General features: G+C 60.1%; 16 protein-coding genes and 2 pseudogenes. 12 read left to right on the top strand and 6 right to left on the bottom strand.

The window, feature by feature from the left end:
* Positions 1–11 precede the first annotated feature (11 nt).
* The gene (locus AWB77_RS08655) at positions 12–707 is read left to right on the top strand and encodes a GntR family transcriptional regulator (RefSeq protein WP_096031101.1); all 696 of its coding nucleotides are present in this window, start codon (positions 12–14) and stop codon (positions 705–707) included.
* 106 nt (positions 708–813) lie between these two features.
* On the opposite strand, the gene AWB77_RS35660 is transcribed toward AWB77_RS08655, so the two are convergent.
* Together AWB77_RS35660 and AWB77_RS08660 are read right to left on the bottom strand one after the other, a co-directional pair.
* Positions 814–1029, bottom strand: coding sequence for a hypothetical protein (locus tag AWB77_RS35660; RefSeq protein ID WP_157694776.1), 216 nt, complete (start codon positions 1027–1029; stop codon positions 814–816).
* 118 nt (positions 1030–1147) lie between these two features.
* The gene (locus AWB77_RS08660; RefSeq protein ID WP_445343883.1) at positions 1148–1756 is read right to left on the bottom strand and encodes a zinc-binding dehydrogenase; all 609 of its coding nucleotides are present in this window, start codon (positions 1754–1756) and stop codon (positions 1148–1150) included.
* A gap of 790 nt (positions 1757–2546) precedes the next feature.
* Here AWB77_RS08660 and AWB77_RS08665 point away from each other — a divergent pair.
* The 6 genes from AWB77_RS08665 (at position 2547) to AWB77_RS35665 (ending at position 11164) form a co-directional block, all read left to right on the top strand.
* Complete coding sequence (locus tag AWB77_RS08665; RefSeq protein WP_061133987.1) at positions 2547–4220, top strand: sensor domain-containing protein; 1674 nt, start codon at positions 2547–2549, stop codon at positions 4218–4220.
* Positions 4221–4395: 175 nt separating this feature from the next.
* Positions 4396–5694 (top strand): MFS transporter, encoded by a 1299-nt coding sequence (locus AWB77_RS08670; protein WP_061133988.1) that lies wholly within the window; start codon positions 4396–4398, stop codon positions 5692–5694.
* Between the two features lie 50 nt (positions 5695–5744).
* Positions 5745–6527, top strand: a complete 783-nt coding sequence (locus tag AWB77_RS08675; protein WP_061134102.1) for a substrate-binding domain-containing protein — start codon at positions 5745–5747, stop codon at positions 6525–6527.
* A 257-nt stretch (positions 6528–6784) separates the two neighbouring features.
* A complete protein-coding gene (locus tag AWB77_RS08680) occupies positions 6785–8683 on the top strand; it encodes a hybrid sensor histidine kinase/response regulator (protein WP_061133989.1) in 1899 nt (632 codons plus the stop codon).
* A gap of 880 nt (positions 8684–9563) precedes the next feature.
* Positions 9564–10691, top strand: coding sequence for a YncE family protein (locus AWB77_RS08685; protein WP_061133990.1), 1128 nt, complete (start codon positions 9564–9566; stop codon positions 10689–10691).
* A 296-nt stretch (positions 10692–10987) separates the two neighbouring features.
* A complete protein-coding gene (locus AWB77_RS35665) occupies positions 10988–11164 on the top strand; it encodes a hypothetical protein (protein WP_157694777.1) in 177 nt (58 codons plus the stop codon).
* A 163-nt stretch (positions 11165–11327) separates the two neighbouring features.
* On the opposite strand, the gene AWB77_RS08690 is transcribed toward AWB77_RS35665, so the two are convergent.
* Positions 11328–12209 carry a right-handed parallel beta-helix repeat-containing protein gene (locus AWB77_RS08690; protein WP_244158495.1) on the bottom strand — a complete coding sequence of 294 codons (882 nt, stop codon included), beginning with the start codon at positions 12207–12209 and terminating at the stop codon, positions 11328–11330.
* A 91-nt stretch (positions 12210–12300) separates the two neighbouring features.
* On the opposite strand from AWB77_RS08690, the gene AWB77_RS36790 reads away from it, so the two are divergent.
* A complete protein-coding gene (locus tag AWB77_RS36790; RefSeq protein WP_244158496.1) occupies positions 12301–12522 on the top strand; it encodes a hypothetical protein in 222 nt (73 codons plus the stop codon).
* Between the two features lie 165 nt (positions 12523–12687).
* A pseudogene (locus AWB77_RS36795) lies at positions 12688–13268 on the top strand (IS3 family transposase); the annotation flags it as partial.
* Here the strand turns inward: AWB77_RS36795 and AWB77_RS35670 are convergent.
* The 3 genes and pseudogenes from AWB77_RS35670 to AWB77_RS36800 all read right to left on the bottom strand — a co-directional run.
* Entirely contained in the window at positions 13247–13444 is a 198-nt protein-coding gene (locus AWB77_RS35670) for a hypothetical protein (RefSeq protein ID WP_157694779.1), read from the bottom strand. The pseudogene AWB77_RS36795 and the gene AWB77_RS35670 sit on opposite strands and share 22 nt — an antisense overlap.
* Positions 13445–13573: 129 nt before the next feature.
* Entirely contained in the window at positions 13574–14671 is a 1098-nt protein-coding gene (locus AWB77_RS08700; protein ID WP_061133992.1) for a hypothetical protein, read from the bottom strand.
* Positions 14672–15472: 801 nt separating this feature from the next.
* A pseudogene (locus AWB77_RS36800) lies at positions 15473–15547 on the bottom strand (integrase); the annotation flags it as partial.
* A 579-nt stretch (positions 15548–16126) separates the two neighbouring features.
* Between AWB77_RS36800 and AWB77_RS08710 the strand changes: the two are divergent.
* From AWB77_RS08710 to AWB77_RS36805, 3 genes are all read left to right on the top strand, one after another.
* Entirely contained in the window at positions 16127–16831 is a 705-nt protein-coding gene (locus AWB77_RS08710; RefSeq protein WP_061133994.1) for a TMEM175 family protein, read from the top strand.
* A 450-nt stretch (positions 16832–17281) separates the two neighbouring features.
* Positions 17282–17521 (top strand): hypothetical protein, encoded by a 240-nt coding sequence (locus tag AWB77_RS34280; protein ID WP_074168861.1) that lies wholly within the window; start codon positions 17282–17284, stop codon positions 17519–17521.
* Between the two features lie 129 nt (positions 17522–17650).
* Positions 17651–18058, top strand: coding sequence for an ATP-binding cassette domain-containing protein (locus AWB77_RS36805; RefSeq protein WP_082852615.1), 408 nt, complete (start codon positions 17651–17653; stop codon positions 18056–18058).
* Positions 18059–18249: the final 191 nt, after the last annotated feature.

Here is an 18249-nt window from a genome sequence, read left to right on the forward strand (position 1 = left end):
ATGGCAGCGCCGTGCGCGCCATCCAGAGCGCCAATCCGCTTGCCGAGCAGGTGTATCAGCAGTTGAAGCGTGACATCTTCAGCTTTCGTCTGTTTCCGGGCGACCGCTTTTCGGAGACCGACATCGCACAATACTACGGGGTGTCGCGCACGCCGATGCGCGACGCGCTCTTTCGCTTGTTGCGCGAGGGCTATCTCGAGGTCGGATTCAGGCGTGGCTGGAAGGTATCCGAGATCAACTTCGCCCAGCTCGATCAGTTGTATGACTTGCGTATCGTGCTGGAGACCGCGTCACTCGACAAACTGGCGAGCACCGCGCCGCCGCATCCGGAGATCGATGCGCTCAAGGCGCTCTGGTGCGTGTCGCCCGATGCGCAGCAAAGCGATCCGGTCGCGATGTTCGGCATGGACGAGGACTTTCATCGCGGACTCGTGCGCGCGAGCGGCAACGATGAAATGCTGCGCGTGCATAACGAAGTGACGGAGCGCATCCGCATCGTGCGGCGGCTTGATTTTCTGAAGCCGCATCGCACCATCGCGACCTATGACGAGCACGCGAAGATGCTGCGTTTCATCGATCGAGGCAAGTGCGGCGAAGCGGCCATGCTGCTGCGCGCGCATATCACGCAAAGCAAGCTCGAGGTGCGCAAGATCACGGTTTCGATGCTGACCGAGGCTCGGGACAGGAAGTTGCCGTTCGTCGGGTGAGGGGCGAGGATCTGGCGGCGCTGGTGCGCTTCGCAAAAGTGGTTCGAGTCATACGGCGCCCCGCGCTCATCCCCAGCTAATTCGGCAAGCATAAGCTCGGAGCCAGTTACATGTCCGAGGCTTCGTCATGGCTGACTTCCTGTTCCTGCTCTTCTTTTCCGCCGCGCTCGGCGGGTGTGTGGTCACTCGCATACTGAGCGAGCGGCATTTCCGCGCACGGGAATCGCGCCAGAAAGTGCGCCTGCGACGCCGGCTCGAGTATGCCTACATGCAGGGCGCGATCGATGGACAATCGCAGTCCGTCGATGTCGACGCTTTCCACACGCGCATGGCCGTATGGCTCGCGACGACTAACGCGAGTCCATCGGCAAGCGGGCCGGGCGCATCTTCGTCCATGAAGGGCATCGACGAGAATGCGCCCATCCATCGAAACGTTGCCGCTAACGTCCCGGATGCAGGACCACCTTGGTCCAGCCATGCTCGCGCACGTCGAAGTGCTTGTATGCTTCAGGCGCCTGGTCGAGTTTCAACTCATGCGACACGATGAAAGATGGCTTCGCGCGGCCCGCGTGAATCAGGTTGCGTAGCTGCCGGTTGTACGCCTTGACGTTGCACTGGCCCGTGGCGATGTGCTGGCCCTTGAACCAGCACTTGCCCCAATCGAAAGCGATCTGCCCTTTCTTCGCCAGTTCGTCCTCCGCGCCCGGGTCTTCCGGCACGAACACGCCGACCACGCCGATCCCGCCCGTGAATTTGACCGACGACACCAGATTGTTCATCGTCAGATTGGGGTTCTCATGGCGGTGCGGAGACGGATCGTGACACTGATAGCCGACGCATTCGCAACCCACGTCCGCGCCCATGCCGTTTGTCAGGTCCATCACGCGCTGCACCGGATCTTCCTTCGAATAATCGATTGCAGTTGCGCCGATCGATTCAGCAAGCTTGAGACGGTCGGGATGGCAATCGACCACCATGACGCTGCGTGCGCCCTTTATCATGGCCGAGTGCGCGGCCATCAGACCCACCGGTCCTGAGCCATAGATCACGATAGCGTCTCCGGGCTTCACGCCGGCAAGTTCTGTCGCGTGCCAACCGGTCGGGAATATGTCGGCGCACATCACGCAGATCCGAACCGCAGATGTTGGTAGTGGTGATTCTGACGATGGCGTCGGTCGGACGCTCGATCTTGGGATCCGGCACATCTTCTACTGCGACCTGGCGAGGACCGCGATATACAACGGCTTTCATATCCTTCTCCCGATTAGCGACTGCAACAGGCCGAGGCCGCATGGAAAGGTCTGGCGGACGACGGCGTCGATGACCCGCAAGCGCACCCGCGGAGCGTCCCTCTCACATTTAGACCGGAATCTCGCGAACAGCGTCTGCTATTGATGGTGAACGCGAGAAAGCCTTTAGCCAGCCTAACTAGCTAGTGCCGGACGCTCCGGTTGAGTCGTGTCGGTGCGCGACGAATTCGGCAGCTATCCGCGTGCCCGATTTTTGTCGAACGAGGCTGCTGATGGCCGAGCGTGCCTGGCGCGCCTTTGAAGCGACGGATCGATCAGCGTCGTCGCGGAAAACTGCATCGCCTCTGCATATTTTGCAAGTAGCTGGTCGCCGGCGTCGCATCGGCGATGCGGTCTGGAACGGGCTTGTCCACGACGGCACAGCGCAATCAGCGCGTGCGTCGACGCGGCGCACGTGAGGGCGCCTTCTTGACGTGGACAACGATGAAAACGACCGGCTGACGTTGAAGCGTCCATCGTAGCCGCGCCGTTCCCAAACGTAGCCAATTGTCCTACGATACGTGCTGTCGCGAACAAGTGGAGCAGGGGCGTGGAAGACTTTCAGGTGCTCGATCACATCACGGACGGCGTGATGTTGCTTGACCGGCAATGGAAGTTTCGCAACGTCAACCGCACGGCTGCGCGGCTGCTGAAGCGTTCATCGACGGAGTTGATCGGCAGGGAAATCTGGGCCGAATATCCCGATCTCGTCGGGTCGAGCTACGAGCGGGCGTATCGGCAGGCGGCCGAGACGGGATCGCCCAGCAGCGCGACCGAGTTTTATGCGCCGCTCGATACGTGGTTCGAAGCGCGGGCCTTCCCCTGCGAAGACGGCATCACCGTGCTGGTCCGCGATGTCACCGAGGCACGCGCGATGTCGGAACGCTTGTCGGATCAAGCATCGCATGATTCGCTCACCGGCCTCATCAACCGGCGCGAACTGCTTGCGCGTCTGAACCACATCGTCGATGAAGGCACCGCCGCTTCCGTCGATGTCCTCTTCATCGATCTCGATCGCTTCAAGGAAATAAACGATACTTTCGGCCACGCGGCGGGCGATGAAGTCCTGCATGTCATCGGCGAGCGACTGCTGGCGTGGTGCGGCGGACGCGCGCATGCAGCGCGCATGGGCGGTGACGAGTTCGTGATCTTCCTCGTCGATGCGCCCGAGGGCGAGGCCGCGCGCGTCGCTCGTGACGTCATCGCGCGCATGCGGGAGCGCATCGAGACGCCGTCCGTGCGGGCGTCGATTAGTGCGAGCATCGGGTTGGCGCGCTATCCGGTATCGGCCGCAAACGCCGATGAACTGCTGCGCAATGCCGATGCCGCGATGTACCACGCGAAGCGCTCAGGCGGCTCGCGCACGTGGGCGTTCGGCAAGCATGACGCTCAGCGTCTTTCGCATCGTCTTCGGCTGCGCGCCGATCTGGAGAACGCCAGCGCGACGGGGCAATTCGAGCTGCACTATCAGCCGCAATTGAACCTGGTCACGGGTTGCATCTATGGGGCAGAGGCGCTGCTGCGCTGGAACCATCCTCAACTGGGTTTGCTTGCGCCCGCGAGTTTTCTCGAAGTCCTGCTCGAATCGCCCGCCTACGAGGCGACGGGAGGATGGTTGATTCACCTCGCGTTACGCCAGGCCGCGCAATGGCAGACGACCGGCCGCGCGCCGTTCAAAGTTGGCGTCAATCTTTCGGCGGCGATGATTCAGAACGCCGATCTCGCGGCGCTGGTCTCTAAAGCCGCCGACGCTGCCGGTGTATGCGCTTCGGTGCTCGACATCGAAGTGACGGAGACGGCCGTCGTAAGTGACTTCCTCGCCGCTTCGCGCTCGCTTGCGGCCGTCCGGAAGCTCGGCCCGACCGTCTCGCTCGACGATTTCGGCACCGGTTACTCCAGCCTCTCCTATCTCACGCAATTGCCGGTCGATCGCATCAAGATCGATAAGTCGTTCGTGCAACAACTTACCGTCGACGACACTCGCCGTCAGGCTCGCTCGATGATCGAAGCGATGGTGGCGCTCGCTCGCGCGCTCGATATGCAAACGGTCGCGGAAGGCGTGGAGAACCAGGAACAGCTTGCGCTCGTGAGGCAGCTCGGTTGCGATGCGGCGCAAGGATACTTCATCGGCAAGCCGGTGACGGCCAAGGACATCGATCCGCACGCAAGGATGCAGGGCGCTGGATCGTCGTCGTCACGCGACGCCGCAAGCGGCTCGCGATAGTCGGAAGGCAGCGTCGCGTTGACGCGTTGTTCTCATGCGTCTTATTCGCCGATTGATAACCTAAGAACATCAATCGTTGAGAACATTGCACTTATCGTTTTGATGGCAAAAGCTCATCATCCCGGAAAGACAAGAGCGGGCAGACCGCATATCCGGGATTTCAGGAGACACATCGATGCATCCCTCACCTTCTACCTTTTCGCCGGGCCACTCGAAGGCCGCGGCGGTTTTCCGCGTCACAGCCGGCAATTTCCTGGAGCAGTTCGACTTCTTCCTGTTCGGCTTCTACGCGACGCAAATCGCCAGCGTGTTCTTTCCGGCATCGAGCGAGTTCGCTTCGCTGATGATGACGTTCGCGGTCTTCGGCGCAGGGTTCCTGATGCGTCCGCTGGGCGCGATCGTGCTCGGCGCGTACATCGACGACGTGGGCCGTCGCAAGGGGCTGATCGTCACGCTGTCCATCATGGCGAGCGGCACGATTCTCATCGCGTTCGTTCCGGGCTACGCGACGATCGGCCTTCTCGCGCCCGCGCTCGTGCTCATCGGACGTCTGTTGCAGGGATTCTCCGCGGGCGCGGAACTGGGCGGCGTGTCGGTCTATCTCGCCGAAATGGCCACGCCGGGGCGCAAGGGCTTCTTCACGAGCTGGCAGTCCGCGAGCCAGCAAGTCGCGATCGTCGTGGCCGCCGCGCTCGGCTTCGTGCTCAATCAATCGCTCGACAGCGCGGCCATCGCGAGCTGGGGATGGCGCGTGCCGTTCTTCGTCGGCTGCATGATCGTGCCGTTCATCTTCATGCTGCGCCGCAATCTGGAAGAAACGCAGGAATTCAAGGCACGGCAGCATCGCCCGAGCATGAAGGAGGTGTTTCGCACGCTGGTACAGAACTGGACCGTCGTGATCGCCGGCATGATGCTGGTCGCCATGACCACGTCGAGCTTCTATCTGATCACGGTCTATGCGCCGACGTTCGGCAAGACGGTCCTGCATCTGAGCACCGCGGATAGTCTGCTCGTGACCTTGTGCGTGGCCGTGTCGAACTTCGTGTGGCTGCCCATTGGCGGAGCGCTTTCGGATCGGATCGGCCGCCGCCCGTTGCTCGTCGGCATGACGCTGCTCGCCATTGCGACCGCCTATCCCGCGCTGTCGGTACTCGCGCATGCGCCCAGCTTCATGAACATGCTGCTCGTGCTACTCTGGCTCTCGTTCATGTACGGCATGTACAACGGCGCGATGGTCGTCGCGCTGACCGAGGTGATGCCGGTTCACGTGCGCGTGGCGGGCTTCTCGCTTGCTTATAGTCTTGCGACGGCGGTATTCGGCGGCTTCACGCCCGCGATCTCGACGGCGCTCATTCACATGACCGGCGACAAGGCCGCACCCGGAATCTGGATGAGTTTCGCCGCCGCATGCGCGCTTCTCGCGACATTCGCACTGTATCGCCGGCGCGCGGTGACGCTGACGCCGGCTCACTGATGCGTGGCTCGCAGCGCCGAGACTTTATCGAATCCGACACGACTCCCATCATGAGACATCTGCTTCCGAAACTCTGCGCGGCAGCGCTTATCGCAACTTCAGCCGCCGCGTTCAGCGTGCAGGCCGCCGACCTGCACGTCATGAGCTCGGGCGGCTTCACGGCGGCGTACAAGGCGCTCGGTCCCAGGTTCACGTCCGAGACGGGCAACACGCTCGATACCGCGCTGGGCCCGTCGATGGGCAAATCGCCGGAAGCCATTCCCAACCGGCTGGAGCGGGGCGAGCCCGCCGACGCCGTCATCATGGTCGGCTATGCGCTCGACGATCTCATCAAGCAGGGCAAGGTCGTGCCCGGCTCGCGCGTGGAACTTGCGGATTCGCGCATCGGCATGGTCGTGCGCGATGGCGCGGCGAAGCCCGATATCAGCTCGCCGGAAGGCCTTAGGCAGACCTTGCTGCATGCGAAGTCGATTGCGTATTCGGATAGCGCGAGCGGCGTCTATATCGAACGGGAGTTGTTCTCGAAGCTCGGCATCGAGGATCAAGTGAAGCCCAAGGCGAAGATGATCCCGCGCATACCGGTTGCGTCGGTCGTGGCGAACGGCGACTTCGAGATCGGCTTTCAGCAGGTGAGCGAGTTGCTGCCGGTCAAGGGCGCGACCTTCGTCGGCAAGATTCCCGAATCGCTGCAGTCGGTCACGCGCTTTGCCGCCGGGATTCCCGTGAGCGCGCAGCATCCGAAGGAAGCGAAGGCGCTCCTGGATTATCTGGCGTCGCCCGGTGTCCAGGCAGAAGTGAAATCGACGGGACTCGATAGCGTCGCCACGCACTGACGCAACGTTCGACGTCAACTTCTCGAAGCATTGCTCGCGTGGTCCGCTGCGTTGCCGGCATCGCCCGGCGGTGACGCGCGCAGCATGTGCGCGAGAAGCGCGCGATCGCATGCGGCCCTAACCGCACACCACCTGCCAATTGCCCGCGGCGAAAACCCACGGCTTCCTTTTTTTCGTCTGTGATACGGCGTGTTTTCACTTCCTATACGAGGAATGGACTTTGCGCCGGACAAAGACTCGACATTCGGGTCGCAGACATGATCGTTCGAATCGCACAATATCCGCTGAAAAAGCGCCTGTTGCTCGGCATCGCATCGATAGCCGTCGTCCTCGTGGCACAGCAAGCGCTGACTATGATTGCGCAGGGGCGGCTTCCGTTCCTCCTTATCGGCGCAGCGCTGCCGTTCGTCACCGTTCTGTTTGGCACTTTCTCGGGAGCATTGCTTCTCGTGACCGGGATCGGGTTCGGCGCGCTGTGGATGGAGCCGGTCGGCAGCCTGGACGTCTGGCGGTCAAATGACCAAATTGTGCTGCTGGCTTACACAGTCGTCGGCGCATTGTTGGTAGTCGCCGGACAGCAATTGGCAAAGGTAGCCCAACGCGCGGGGAGGGCGGAAACAGCGACGCATGATGCGGCAGATCGCCTTTTGCAGGTCGAACGCGATGCGCGACATCGGTTCGACGTCGCGCTAAACAGTGCGGGCGTGCCATTTTTTATCGTCACCCCAGTTCTGCGGGACGGCCACATCGCGGAGCTTCGGTGGGACTATCTCAACGAAGCGGCCGCACGGCTATTCAACCCGGCCGCAGGGGTCGTCGTTGGCAGTTCGACCTTGTATGTACGTCCCGCGGGGTGGGATGCTGACCTCCTGCTGAGCCGTCTGGCGCCACTTGCCGAGCGCGACGGGCGCGACGCCTTTGATGTGCAAGTGCAAGGCGAGGATGGCGAGCAATGGTTCCACGTCGTCGCCGCATCGTTACAAGGATCGGTCGTAGCGTGGTGCGGTGACGTCACGCCGCGCGTCCGGGCGGAGCAGGCGCTATCAGAGGCTGACCGTCGCAAGGACGAGTTTCTGGCCACACTTGCCCATGAACTGCGCAACCCGCTCGCGCCGATCAGGCAGGTCGCGGAGATTCTGGAGCAGCCGGGCGTGACAGACGAGCGCAGGCAGTGGTGTGTCACGGTGCTTCGCCGGCAGTCGGCTGCGATGGCCCTCCTCTTGGACGATTTACTGGACGTGTCACGTATCACACGCGGGGCGCTGACGTTGCGCAAAGAGGTGGTGGCGCTGAGGGAGGTCATCGACGAAGCAGTCGAGATCGCGAGGCCCATTCTTGAAGGCAAGGCTCACGAGCTTGTAATTGAATCGCCTATCCGCCCATTGCATGTCGAGGCCGACCGCCTGAGACTCGCGCAGGTACTGGGCAACTTGCTAACGAACGCCGCAAAGTACACGCCACCGGGTGGGCGCATCGTATTGGCAGTCACGGCGGATGATGCCGAGATCGTGCTCTCGGTCGAAGACAATGGGATCGGAATCGAACCTGACAAGCTGTCGGCCATCTTCTCAATGTTCTCACAGATCAATCCCGATCATCACCGCGAGGGAGGGCTCGGTATCGGACTCGCGCTGTCCAAATCGCTGATCGAGTTGCATGGAGGCCGGCTGACGGCGTCGAGCGCTGGCAAAGATCTGGGAAGCTGCTTTTCGATTCACCTTCCAGCCGAGTGCCGGGCGGTGGCCGCGCCGATGCCGGCGCGCGATGCGCCGGCCGTTGCGTTGGCGAAGCGTTGCATTCTGGTCGTTGACGACAACATCGATGCAGCGGATGCGCTCACCGCCGTCCTTGAGCTTGAGGGACACGAGGTGCGGACGGTCTATTCGGGCGAGGAAGCCATCGACGTACTAGACCACTACAGCCCGGAGGTGATTCTGCTCGATCTAGGGCTACCGGGCATAAGCGGAATCGACGTCGCGCGGCGGATTCGCGCGACACCTGCAACGAAGGATGTGACGTTGATAGCCATCACCGGCTGGGGGCAGCCTCAAGACAGAGAGCGAACCGCAGAAGCAGGATTCGACTTCCATTTCACGAAGCCCGTTGACGTCGTCCAGCTCAACGAGGCGATCGAAAGCGCGGGCGCGGCCGCTTGACCGGAAGGCACTCGCGAGGCGCACTCGCTGCCCCGGTGGACCATGCCTTGTTGATCGTCAAGCACGGATGATGATGGAGGCTCGAATGTGCTATGGAAACCCGCAACAAACGCTCACCGAAATCCTGAAGGTGCGTCGGCTGGAGCCTGATCGATACGGCCACACTGCGCTCGACAACTTTGAGCACTTTTGCGCGTATTCGGGCTGCGACGCATCAATACAGTAACTCAACGATTTTTCTCGCAGAGAGTTTCGTATCTTGACCGGGGCCAAATGCTAGGCAGTGCATGAACGCACGCCGCGTTCTGACGCGAAGCGGGCATGATAGCGCGCTAGTGGTTTTCTTCAATACATCTCTATGTCACCACGAATAGTCTTCGAGATATTTAGTATAACTAATGCACTTTGCGTTATTGAACTAACCGGCGATCGGATCATACTGCGTCCAACCTTAGCGCAAGCTTAAGAAGAGAAAATTGATTCAAAGCCAACCAGGTTGAAAGTCCGGTGCGTCCATCGGCGTGTCGGTGTTTCCACCAACAATGGCTCTTGCGCATCGCGGAGTGTTCTCTTGTTCCGAGGGATGCGACTTTCGAATCTCCGACCATCGATTTACAACGCGACGCATTCGGTTCTTCAAGGCAGCCGCAATGAAAAAGCAAGACTGTCGCCATCTAGGATCGTTTGGGGACGCCACAAGAAGCCTTCGACGCGCTTCGAAGATTACAAAAAAACATCGCGCCCGCGACGCGGAGCTTTCATCAAGTGTACGGTCATCAACGGTTCTATATAGGAACTATCAAATTAATTGTTGTGCATTGTTAGAGATGCTTGCGCATGCTTACGCCGTTAGTTCTGTCCACCAAAGGGGAATTGTTCCATGAAATTGCCTGCGCTCGCGCTACTGCTCGCTGTCACCGCTTTCGTCGCCGGATGCGGCGGAAATGACGATTCGAGTCCGGCCTCATCGAGTCCGAATCTGATTACCAATGTTGCCGTTCCCAATGCATCGAGCCCGCCGTTCAGTTTCGATATCGGCTACGCGGAAGCAGGCCGCTACTATCTGGCCGATCGCAACAACAAGGCGGTCGACGTCGTCGATACGAAATCGAACGCGCTGATCGCGCAGATTCCCGGCCCGTTCGCGGGCGTCGGCAAGACGACCGACGTATCCGGTCCCGACGGAATCGTGGGAATTACCGGCACGAACACGCTTTATGTAGGCGATGTCGATTCGGTGAAGATCGTCGATACAAATGCACAAAAGACCATCAAGACGATCGCGATCAGCAATTCAGGCTCACGAGTCGATGAAGGTTGCTACGACGCAGACGATCATCTCGTGATGTACGCAAGCCCCGGCGAGACGCCGCCCTATGTGACTATCCTCTCGACTTCGACGCAGTCCATCGTGTCGAAGCTGGTCTTCAATGGCTCGGCGGGACTTGAGGCATGTACCTATGATTCGACCACAAAGAACTTTTATATCAACAACGATGGGACCACCGCGAACCCCGACGGGGAACTCGACGTCATCCCGGCGAACACGGTGAGCTCTGGTACGCTTAAGATCAGCAAGGCGTTTCCGCTCGGCAAGTGCGCGCCCACCGGCCTGGCGCTCGGACCTAACAGCGACATTCTCGTGGGCTGCGATCCTTCGGCGGGCGATCCGCTCATCACGCTGATTCTCGACCGAAATACCGGCGCGCAACTGCCGGCGCTGCCGTTCGGCGGCGTCGATCAGGTGACGTACGACTCCGCGTCGAACCGATATTTCCTTCCGGCGCGGCACTATGTATCGAGCGGCACGGCGGCGGCGTCGGGATTTAGCCCGCAGATGGGTGTGATCGACGGTACGACGCGACAGTTGCTATACAAGGTGGCGATTGGAGCGGGCGCGCACTCTGTCGCTGTAGATAGTACGCTCGGCCAGGTTTATGTGCCCTTCCAGCCCAGCACTTCGAGCCAATTTCCGAATGGCGGCATCTCGGTCTTCACGACGAAGTAAGCGACGCAAGTAAATGCTGTAATGGCAAACCCGCCGGGGCTCGAATCGAACTCCGGCGCGTCTCTTTCGACCAGACGATAACCTCTCTTGCACTTTCGGCAGCGTTCGTGGCCGCGGCGCCTAAAGCACCGGAGCTCGGATGACGAGAACAAGCGATGAGCGCCACTGCATACGAACAAATCTCGCTGCTTTGTTGATTCGAGCCAGGACCCCCTCCGAGTTTTTCAGACGACGCGCAGCATCGTGTCCGGCATGTCCTTACGCCCGCGGAAGGGGAACCGCGCGGGACGTCTATCGTGTTCCACGGCAACGAGGAATCAGCGAAGCTGCCGCCCGCTGATGTGTTCGCGCGCGCGGGCTATCGGTCGGTCATCGTCGAATATCCGGGGCACGTCGAACGTCCGGGCGTGCGCACGATGAAAGCCGCCGTCGCCGCATTACGCGAGGCATTTTCCGCGACGTGCGGGCAATGACCGGGACGGATTTATGTGGCGGGAGAATCATTGGGCGCGGGCATCGCTTCGCAGGTGATCGGCGCGAAGGAGTCTCAAATCGCGGGCGCCGTGCTGATCACACCACGTGATTCGCTCGCTGCCGTCGCAGCGGAAAAATTCCCGTTCTTTCCAGGGCCGCGAGTCAGCCGATCCTCGGGTTCACGACCGAGACCGTCGGGCCTGCCGTTATCCAGTCACCCAGGAACCAGTCCTGCTTCCATACCGGATTCGTGCTTGTGATCGCGCCCGTCACGACGTAGCCACTCGGATACAGTCCGCCGACGCTGAATGGGCAATCGTCCGGGTCGCTATCGATATGGTTGGTGATCTGAATGTCGACCGTCCTGGCGACCGGTCCCGCGAGCGATCCCAGGAAGATCTGAATGCCTGCACCGGCGCAACCCATCGTCCTCGGGTTGACGATCCTGATCGCGCGGAGCACCGCCGTGTTGTCATTCGGCTCGATGTCAAGGCCCGCCTGCGGCGCCGTGCCGGCTATGTTCCGCCACACCGGGTTGTCGAAGGTGATGGTGTCGCCCGAAATGATCGTCGCACCCTGGCGACGACAGCCATCCGCGAGATGATTGCTGATCGTGATGGCCTTGCTCGTCACACCGGTATTGTTATAGCTATTGGCGATGTAAATGCCGTCGCCCCAGCAATCGATAGTCGTCGGCGACGAAATCGTGACGTTCGAACTGCCGGCGATCGAGATGCCCATGCCCCACTCGCCCGACGTGGCCGCATTGAGCGACTTGCTGCCGTCGAGGTATGGCGACTCGACGATCACGTTGCTCACATCCCAGACGCGCATCATCTGATATGAGTCGACATTGTGAGCCAGCAGTTTGATCGAAGCGCCCTGTGCAAAGCGGATGTGCGTGTTCGAACGCAACGTCAGGCCGGTGCTGTCGATCCGGCTTTGCCCAGTGATAAGGAGAATCTGCCCGACCGATCCGTCTATCGCGGCCTGCAGCGCGACGCGATCGTTTGTCGTTCCGTCGCCCTTCACGCCGAAGGACACGTCCGTCAGGCAACCGTTTGGAACGGTGTCGCTCGCGCTGCGCGTGCTGGTAGCCGTACCCGGACTGGCATCGCTCGTGCTCTGAGAACCGGTGGCCGTGCTCGGAACGGTGCCGTTCGCGTCCTGCGAGCCTGTGCTCGCGCCCGGACTCGTCTTGTTCGACGCGCCCGCTGCAGTGGGTGAATTCCCGCCGCCGCCGCAAGCCGCCAGCACGAGAGAGCCGGTGCCGAGGACGAGCGTCGAAACGAATCTTCGACGCATCGTGTTGCAGATATTGAGGCGTGTCGAGGCCACGAGCAATTCTCTCGATTGACAGGTGCGCGACTCAGCGAAGTCGAGTCGATTTGCGCCTTAAAGGGGATGAAGCGACAGGCGACGAACAAACGTCTCGGCGCTTGTTTTGTTTACGGCGAGAAAATCAAAATCCTTAGCTGCGAGGCGCACCAAGATTGTTGATGTGCATTCAAAGAAACAGTGACTCGGTCGAGAGGGCCCAGCATTTATGAGGCGCCAGAAGCGGCCGTCGCCGAATCATGAACGTGAACTGCTGGAGCGATAGGTCGAATCTCTTCGACGCGACATACGGAAGTTGGAGTTCGAGCGCGACGTCTCCAGGAACGCGAACGAACAAAAAAAAAGGATGGGCATCGGCCTGCAACTTCTGAGCAACCAGGAGATGTTGGTTGATGCCCTGAAACAATCCTCTTCTTTGCCGGAGTTGTTAGCCTTGAGGCTTGCTCGCAGATCCTGCTTCTATCACCGCGCACGTCGGCTCGTCGCTGATAGAGATGCGGATGCGCGTCGCGTCATCGCAGACATCTTCGAGTGCGCTCACCGCTGTTACGGCTATCGTCGGCTGCGCGCAGCCTTGATAAGACATCAACTGTTCATCTTGAAGAGAGTGGTGCGACGCTTGATGCGACAGAAAGGTTAGATCGCAGCCACGACCAGACAACATCGCTACGGCTCCTACCGGGCGAAGTAAGCCCTGCGCCGGAGAATCTTATCAATCGAGTTTTGCGTGCAGCCGCCCCGAATCAGTCGGTGAAGAGTTGGCTATTGCGCACGGTAGTGGCGGCTACGCGCTCCGACTTGCGCAACTCGCCAAGACGGCGTTCCCCGCAGCGATAAGAACGGTCGAGGTGACCACCGCGCGCTATTGCGTCTTCGCCGCGAAACGCAGCGATACCCCAGCGCGCGATGCCGATTTCGGCGGCGGCGGTTCGCGGCCTCACGTTTCGGATCGGGTGCCTGATTCATGCCGCCGCGCCGGCCATGGCATAGCGCATCCCGACGAGTTCCGACGGGGCGAGATTCGGATTCACAACCCGAGATAGAGCACTGACGCCGCCGCTGATTCCTGCTTACTTCGGGTGGCTTGCGATGAAATTCTTCATGGCCATGTACGACGCCTTCTTAGTCTTGCCATCGCTTTGCAGCATGCCGTAGTTGCCTTCCTGCGAGTCGTACAACTCGAAACCTTGAATCGACTGAATGTTGTACTTTGAGGACTGGGTGTAGTACTGCTGCATCATCAGGTTTCCGGTCAGGTAAGAAGCGATGGTGTCATTCGTTCCATACTCCGGACGCACGCCGTACTCGTTGATCCAGACGGGCTTGCCGAAAGAACTGATGATGCCGAGAATATCGTGACAGCCGGTGCCGCCGCACGCATTCGTAATGTCGCCCTGGTCGGAATACCAATGCCAGGCAGTGATGTCCCAACTGACGGTCGGATGACCGTGTGTTCCGTCGGGCTGTGAGCCGTCGAGGAGCATTTGGAAGAACGCAATGTGCTTCCATGTCCCATCGACAATGATCTTCGCCGAACTGTCAACCGACTTCACTCCCGCGATCATTCCACGGATCACGCCCCTGGCGATCGTGAACGGCTGGTTGCTGTATTGCCACCAGATGTTGCCGTCGTAGTTACCGGCCAGCGCAGAAGAATCCAGCTCGTTGGCGACTTCATAGTACGTGTACTTGTACGTCTGAGCCGTTTGCTGACCCATTGCGAAGCCCGCACTGTAGGCGGATTCCTCGGTGTCGAAGCCCAATCCGAGCAGCATCACCGGATAAACCTGAACGCCGCCTGCCGCGAATTGCTTGGCAACGGTCGCCAATACCTTGGCGGATGCTAAGTTGTACACGTCGTTACGGAAGATCTTTACGCCAAGGTCCTGGAGCTGCGAGAGCTGTGTTCCGTAGGGCGTGTTGTCGTACGCGCCGCCGTTGGTTATGTGCCCGTTCATGCCGTAGAAGACAGAAGCCGGGACCGTCGCCTTTGTGGTGGCCTCTGGCAGTTCGGTTGCCTTGACCGTGGGAGCATCGACGGCGCCTTCACTGCCGCCGCCGCATGCCGCGAGCATCAGACTCGTAGCGACGGCAACCATGGCCGCCGAGATTTCGACTGAACGAAAACGGTTGCGCAAGGAATGACTAGATTGGTTCGAGTTGTTCATGATAGTAAGTAATACGAAGTGATGCCGACCGAGGACATGGGAGCGCAAAGTGATGGCCTTCACCTCAACAATTCCCTGAACGAGGCAAGGGTCGTATCTCAGCGATAAGCACTACGGATTAAAGCCACGGATCAGAGGCTGGCGCGCGGGCGCTTCAAGGCTGTGCAGCCGACGTAACGGACAGCGCATATTGCGCAAGCGCTATCCACGAGGCGGCGCTCACGCAGATGGGTTAGTCATATTTACCGAATGGCTGAAGCCTTATACCTAGTTTTACGACTCATGACTCGATTTCTTTAGATGAACAGTGAACGCAATGCCGAATCTACGAGGCCCGGCTTCCTCTGTTCGGCATTTTTTTCTGAATCGACGGCGTTAAAGGCGACGCCTTCGCTAACGAGGAGGTCGTCATGGAGCCGCTTGATTCCGCTGGCGACGCAGAGTGCCTCGGAACAAGGGACGGCTGACCGGTCAAGAGCCGCCGTTGAAGCGCCGTCAAATTTGGGGAATCGGACGGGGCTCCACATTTCGTCCGACGCTTGGGAATTGGCGCTGTTTAGCCTTTCGATCCACAGCAAGCTTCACGCGACCACAGGTGCAGAACGTCTACCTGGAAGGCCTCGTTGTAACTCGGGCGATGCTCATTTAGAGAACGCATAGACCGGTGCAGTTTTAAATCACAGAGCAGACTCGTCAAAGTGACTCTGCCTGGATTTTGACGTGGGATTGAAGCCTGCCGATTATTTGTTCCGAGTCGGCTGCACGCTTTGGCACACGTCTCGACGCGCCACTAGGCGCGCATCGATAGATCAACGTCGCTTTCGTGCGCCGCATGATGTGCGTGCCATACGCACTGTCATCGAGTCCGATCGCGCGCGGCACGCGACAGCGTTCTTTACGGAACTTGAGCGCGTCGAGCATTGCGGGCTCGTGCCACTGTTGCAAGAAGTGCGACTCGCCCCTAAGGATTAGTCGTCAGCACTGGCGCGATCGCGCGTTGCGGCTGTTCAACTGCGCAGCGGGCACGGGGATGGCTGACTTAGGGCACAGGCAACGCCTGCGGCATGCGGTTCGCAATGCGATTCGCATCTCGGTATCCTCCTCGTTTAGTCATCTCGCGATGGCAGGGACCAATATTGTCAATGTGCCCGGTCAAAAGGGAAGGAGTCGGACGAGCGCGACGGGGTGTAGCGGGACCGGCATTTGAAACAGTCCTGGCACCCGCGCTCATCGCGGGCGTGGCTTCGAGTCGCCCCACGGCACCGATGGCCGGATCGTGTTCCATGACCTGCAATCCGAGCGTTCGACTGCGACGCGGTCGCATCGTATTGGACCTGCATTGCTTCACCGGCCAGCTTCGAGTATTAAGCGGTGTCCTGCTTCATCGCGGCACAGCGATTGACGAGGAGACGAGCGGAATAACCGGGCTGCTCTGGCGAGCGCGAAAGGACTCCCATGATGCTACGTAATCGGCGTAACCAATCAACCGCCGCGGAAACGCACGGTGCGGAGCGCGGACTTGACCGCTTCGAGGGATTCAGTGACGCGGTGTTTGCGATCGCGCTGACCCTGCTTATCGTCGAGATCAAAGTCCCCGGATCTCCTGAGGGCGTGCATGGCTATCGGGATCTGGCAGGCGCGATGGCGGAGCAGTGGCGAGAATGGCTCGCGCTCGTTCTCTGCTATGTCGTTATCGGGGCCTACTGGCTGCAACACCATTATTCGGGTCGCGTCTATACGAAGAGTGATCACCTGTTCGGCGTGATGAACCTCTGTTTTCTGCTGGCGATCGTCGTCATCCCTTATCCGATCCGCCTGTGGTGCTTCCATCTCGGCACGGGCTTCGAGCCCGCCGCGTCAGTGACCCTGGTTGCGGGTCTTGCCTTGACCGCCTGCACCTGGATGGGGAAGTGGTTGTATGCAATGCCAGGCCGCCGGCTGATGGACGAACGGCTCTCGTTGGATTTTCTCCAGCAGATGACACGCCGTTACTGTGTTGCGACGCTGGTGCAGATCGCTGCAATTCCCATCACGATCGCGGCTTGGCGCGTCGGCGTGGCCATAGCACTGCTGTGCGTTGCCTTCTTTCTACTGCCGTCGCCTACGCCACGCTACAAGCACGGAGCGGAGCCGAGCGAGGCTGAGAAAGCGAACAAGTAGCTATGCGCGACGTTGAAAAGCGTCGCCTCGCGAGGATCAATAAACTGCGTAGCGACGTTACATGCCCTGTCGTGACCAGGTGCGCACTGGTCGATGCAGTCACCTCGAATTTACGTTCCGTACAAACAAACTGGCTAACTCTCGAGCGCGCCGAATCTTGTCATAGCGAAATCGCTGATCGTCTGCATCGCTCTTAACGTTTTGATTCGGCGACAGGGCAAGCACTACGAAGTGCTCGCAAGATGTTCGGCTTTCTCCAACATCGAACCGTCGGAGTGTTGTTTGCGTCCACCGCATGATGCAGATTCGCGCGCGGATTGAACTCGGAGTCGCCCAGAATCTCGGCTCAAGCCGGTAAAGGGCGTCTTTCACATTCATTGGCACACCTCATGCAAGAGTCCGGGTGGCGACGTTCACGCCATTCACTTCAATCTTGCCAGGAGACCGGCCATGACTATGCTGCGCATCCACGATTTACCTCGCTCCGATACCCTGCCGCGCGGAGCAATGCGCTCCATCCGCGGTGGCATCGCCACGATCACCCTTCCGCCGAACGGCAACCCGGGTCCTTTGCCACCATCCATGCCTGGGTCGTGGCCCGGCGTCGCCGCGATTCTGAAGGACCTGCACATTCCGGTGACATGGCCCGGGCAACCGGTTCCTCAGACGCAGGACCCACGTCTGCTTTGACCACGGTCAGAGCCGAGCGTCTGACGTCCACGCGAATCTCGTGAGCGTCGGCATTCCGCTTGTGGTCGCGAGCATCGTGCTTCTCGTGTATCAGGCGACGGGCGTTCGCAGCGCGCTCTCAACGATGCGTTGCTGCAACCCGTCGCCCACAGCGACCGCACGCCGTTACGACGCGCTGTCCCGCAACAGTACCGCCGTGCAGATAAACGGCGACACAAGGACTGCGGCGAACAGCCGGTGCTCAATGGCTTCGATCTCGACATCCGCTCGGGCGACGTCGTCGCGTTGCTCGGACCGGGCGGCTCGGGCAAGAGCACGCTGCTTCGCTGCATCAATCATCTCGAAGAGTGGCAACAAGGCGAGATACGCGTAGGCCGACGGCGTATGGGCTTAAGCGATAACAGGCGGCGCATGAATCCGCGCGAGCGTGACGCAGGCAGTCGACGCCAACTGGGTCGTACATGGTTCGATCCGCAAGGACGTGTTCACGAATTACGAGAAGCGTTCATCTTCTTTAGGTTGAGTTCGAACGCATGAAGCGTTGATCGGCGGGATTCAAGACTTCGATACCTCCCGCTGTCAATCCGACAGCTTGACTGTCCAGTCAAACAAGCACTGAATGGCCTGCCGCTTGACGCGCAGCCACATGCGCGGCGTCTTGCACCACTGAGACGAGCGGCCTGTGCATCTATCCACAACCTTCAAGAAACGCTCGCGAAGGGACTGGC

This window comes from Caballeronia fortuita, assembly GCF_001544835.2.
GTDB lineage: Bacteria > Pseudomonadota > Gammaproteobacteria > Burkholderiales > Burkholderiaceae > Caballeronia > Caballeronia fortuita.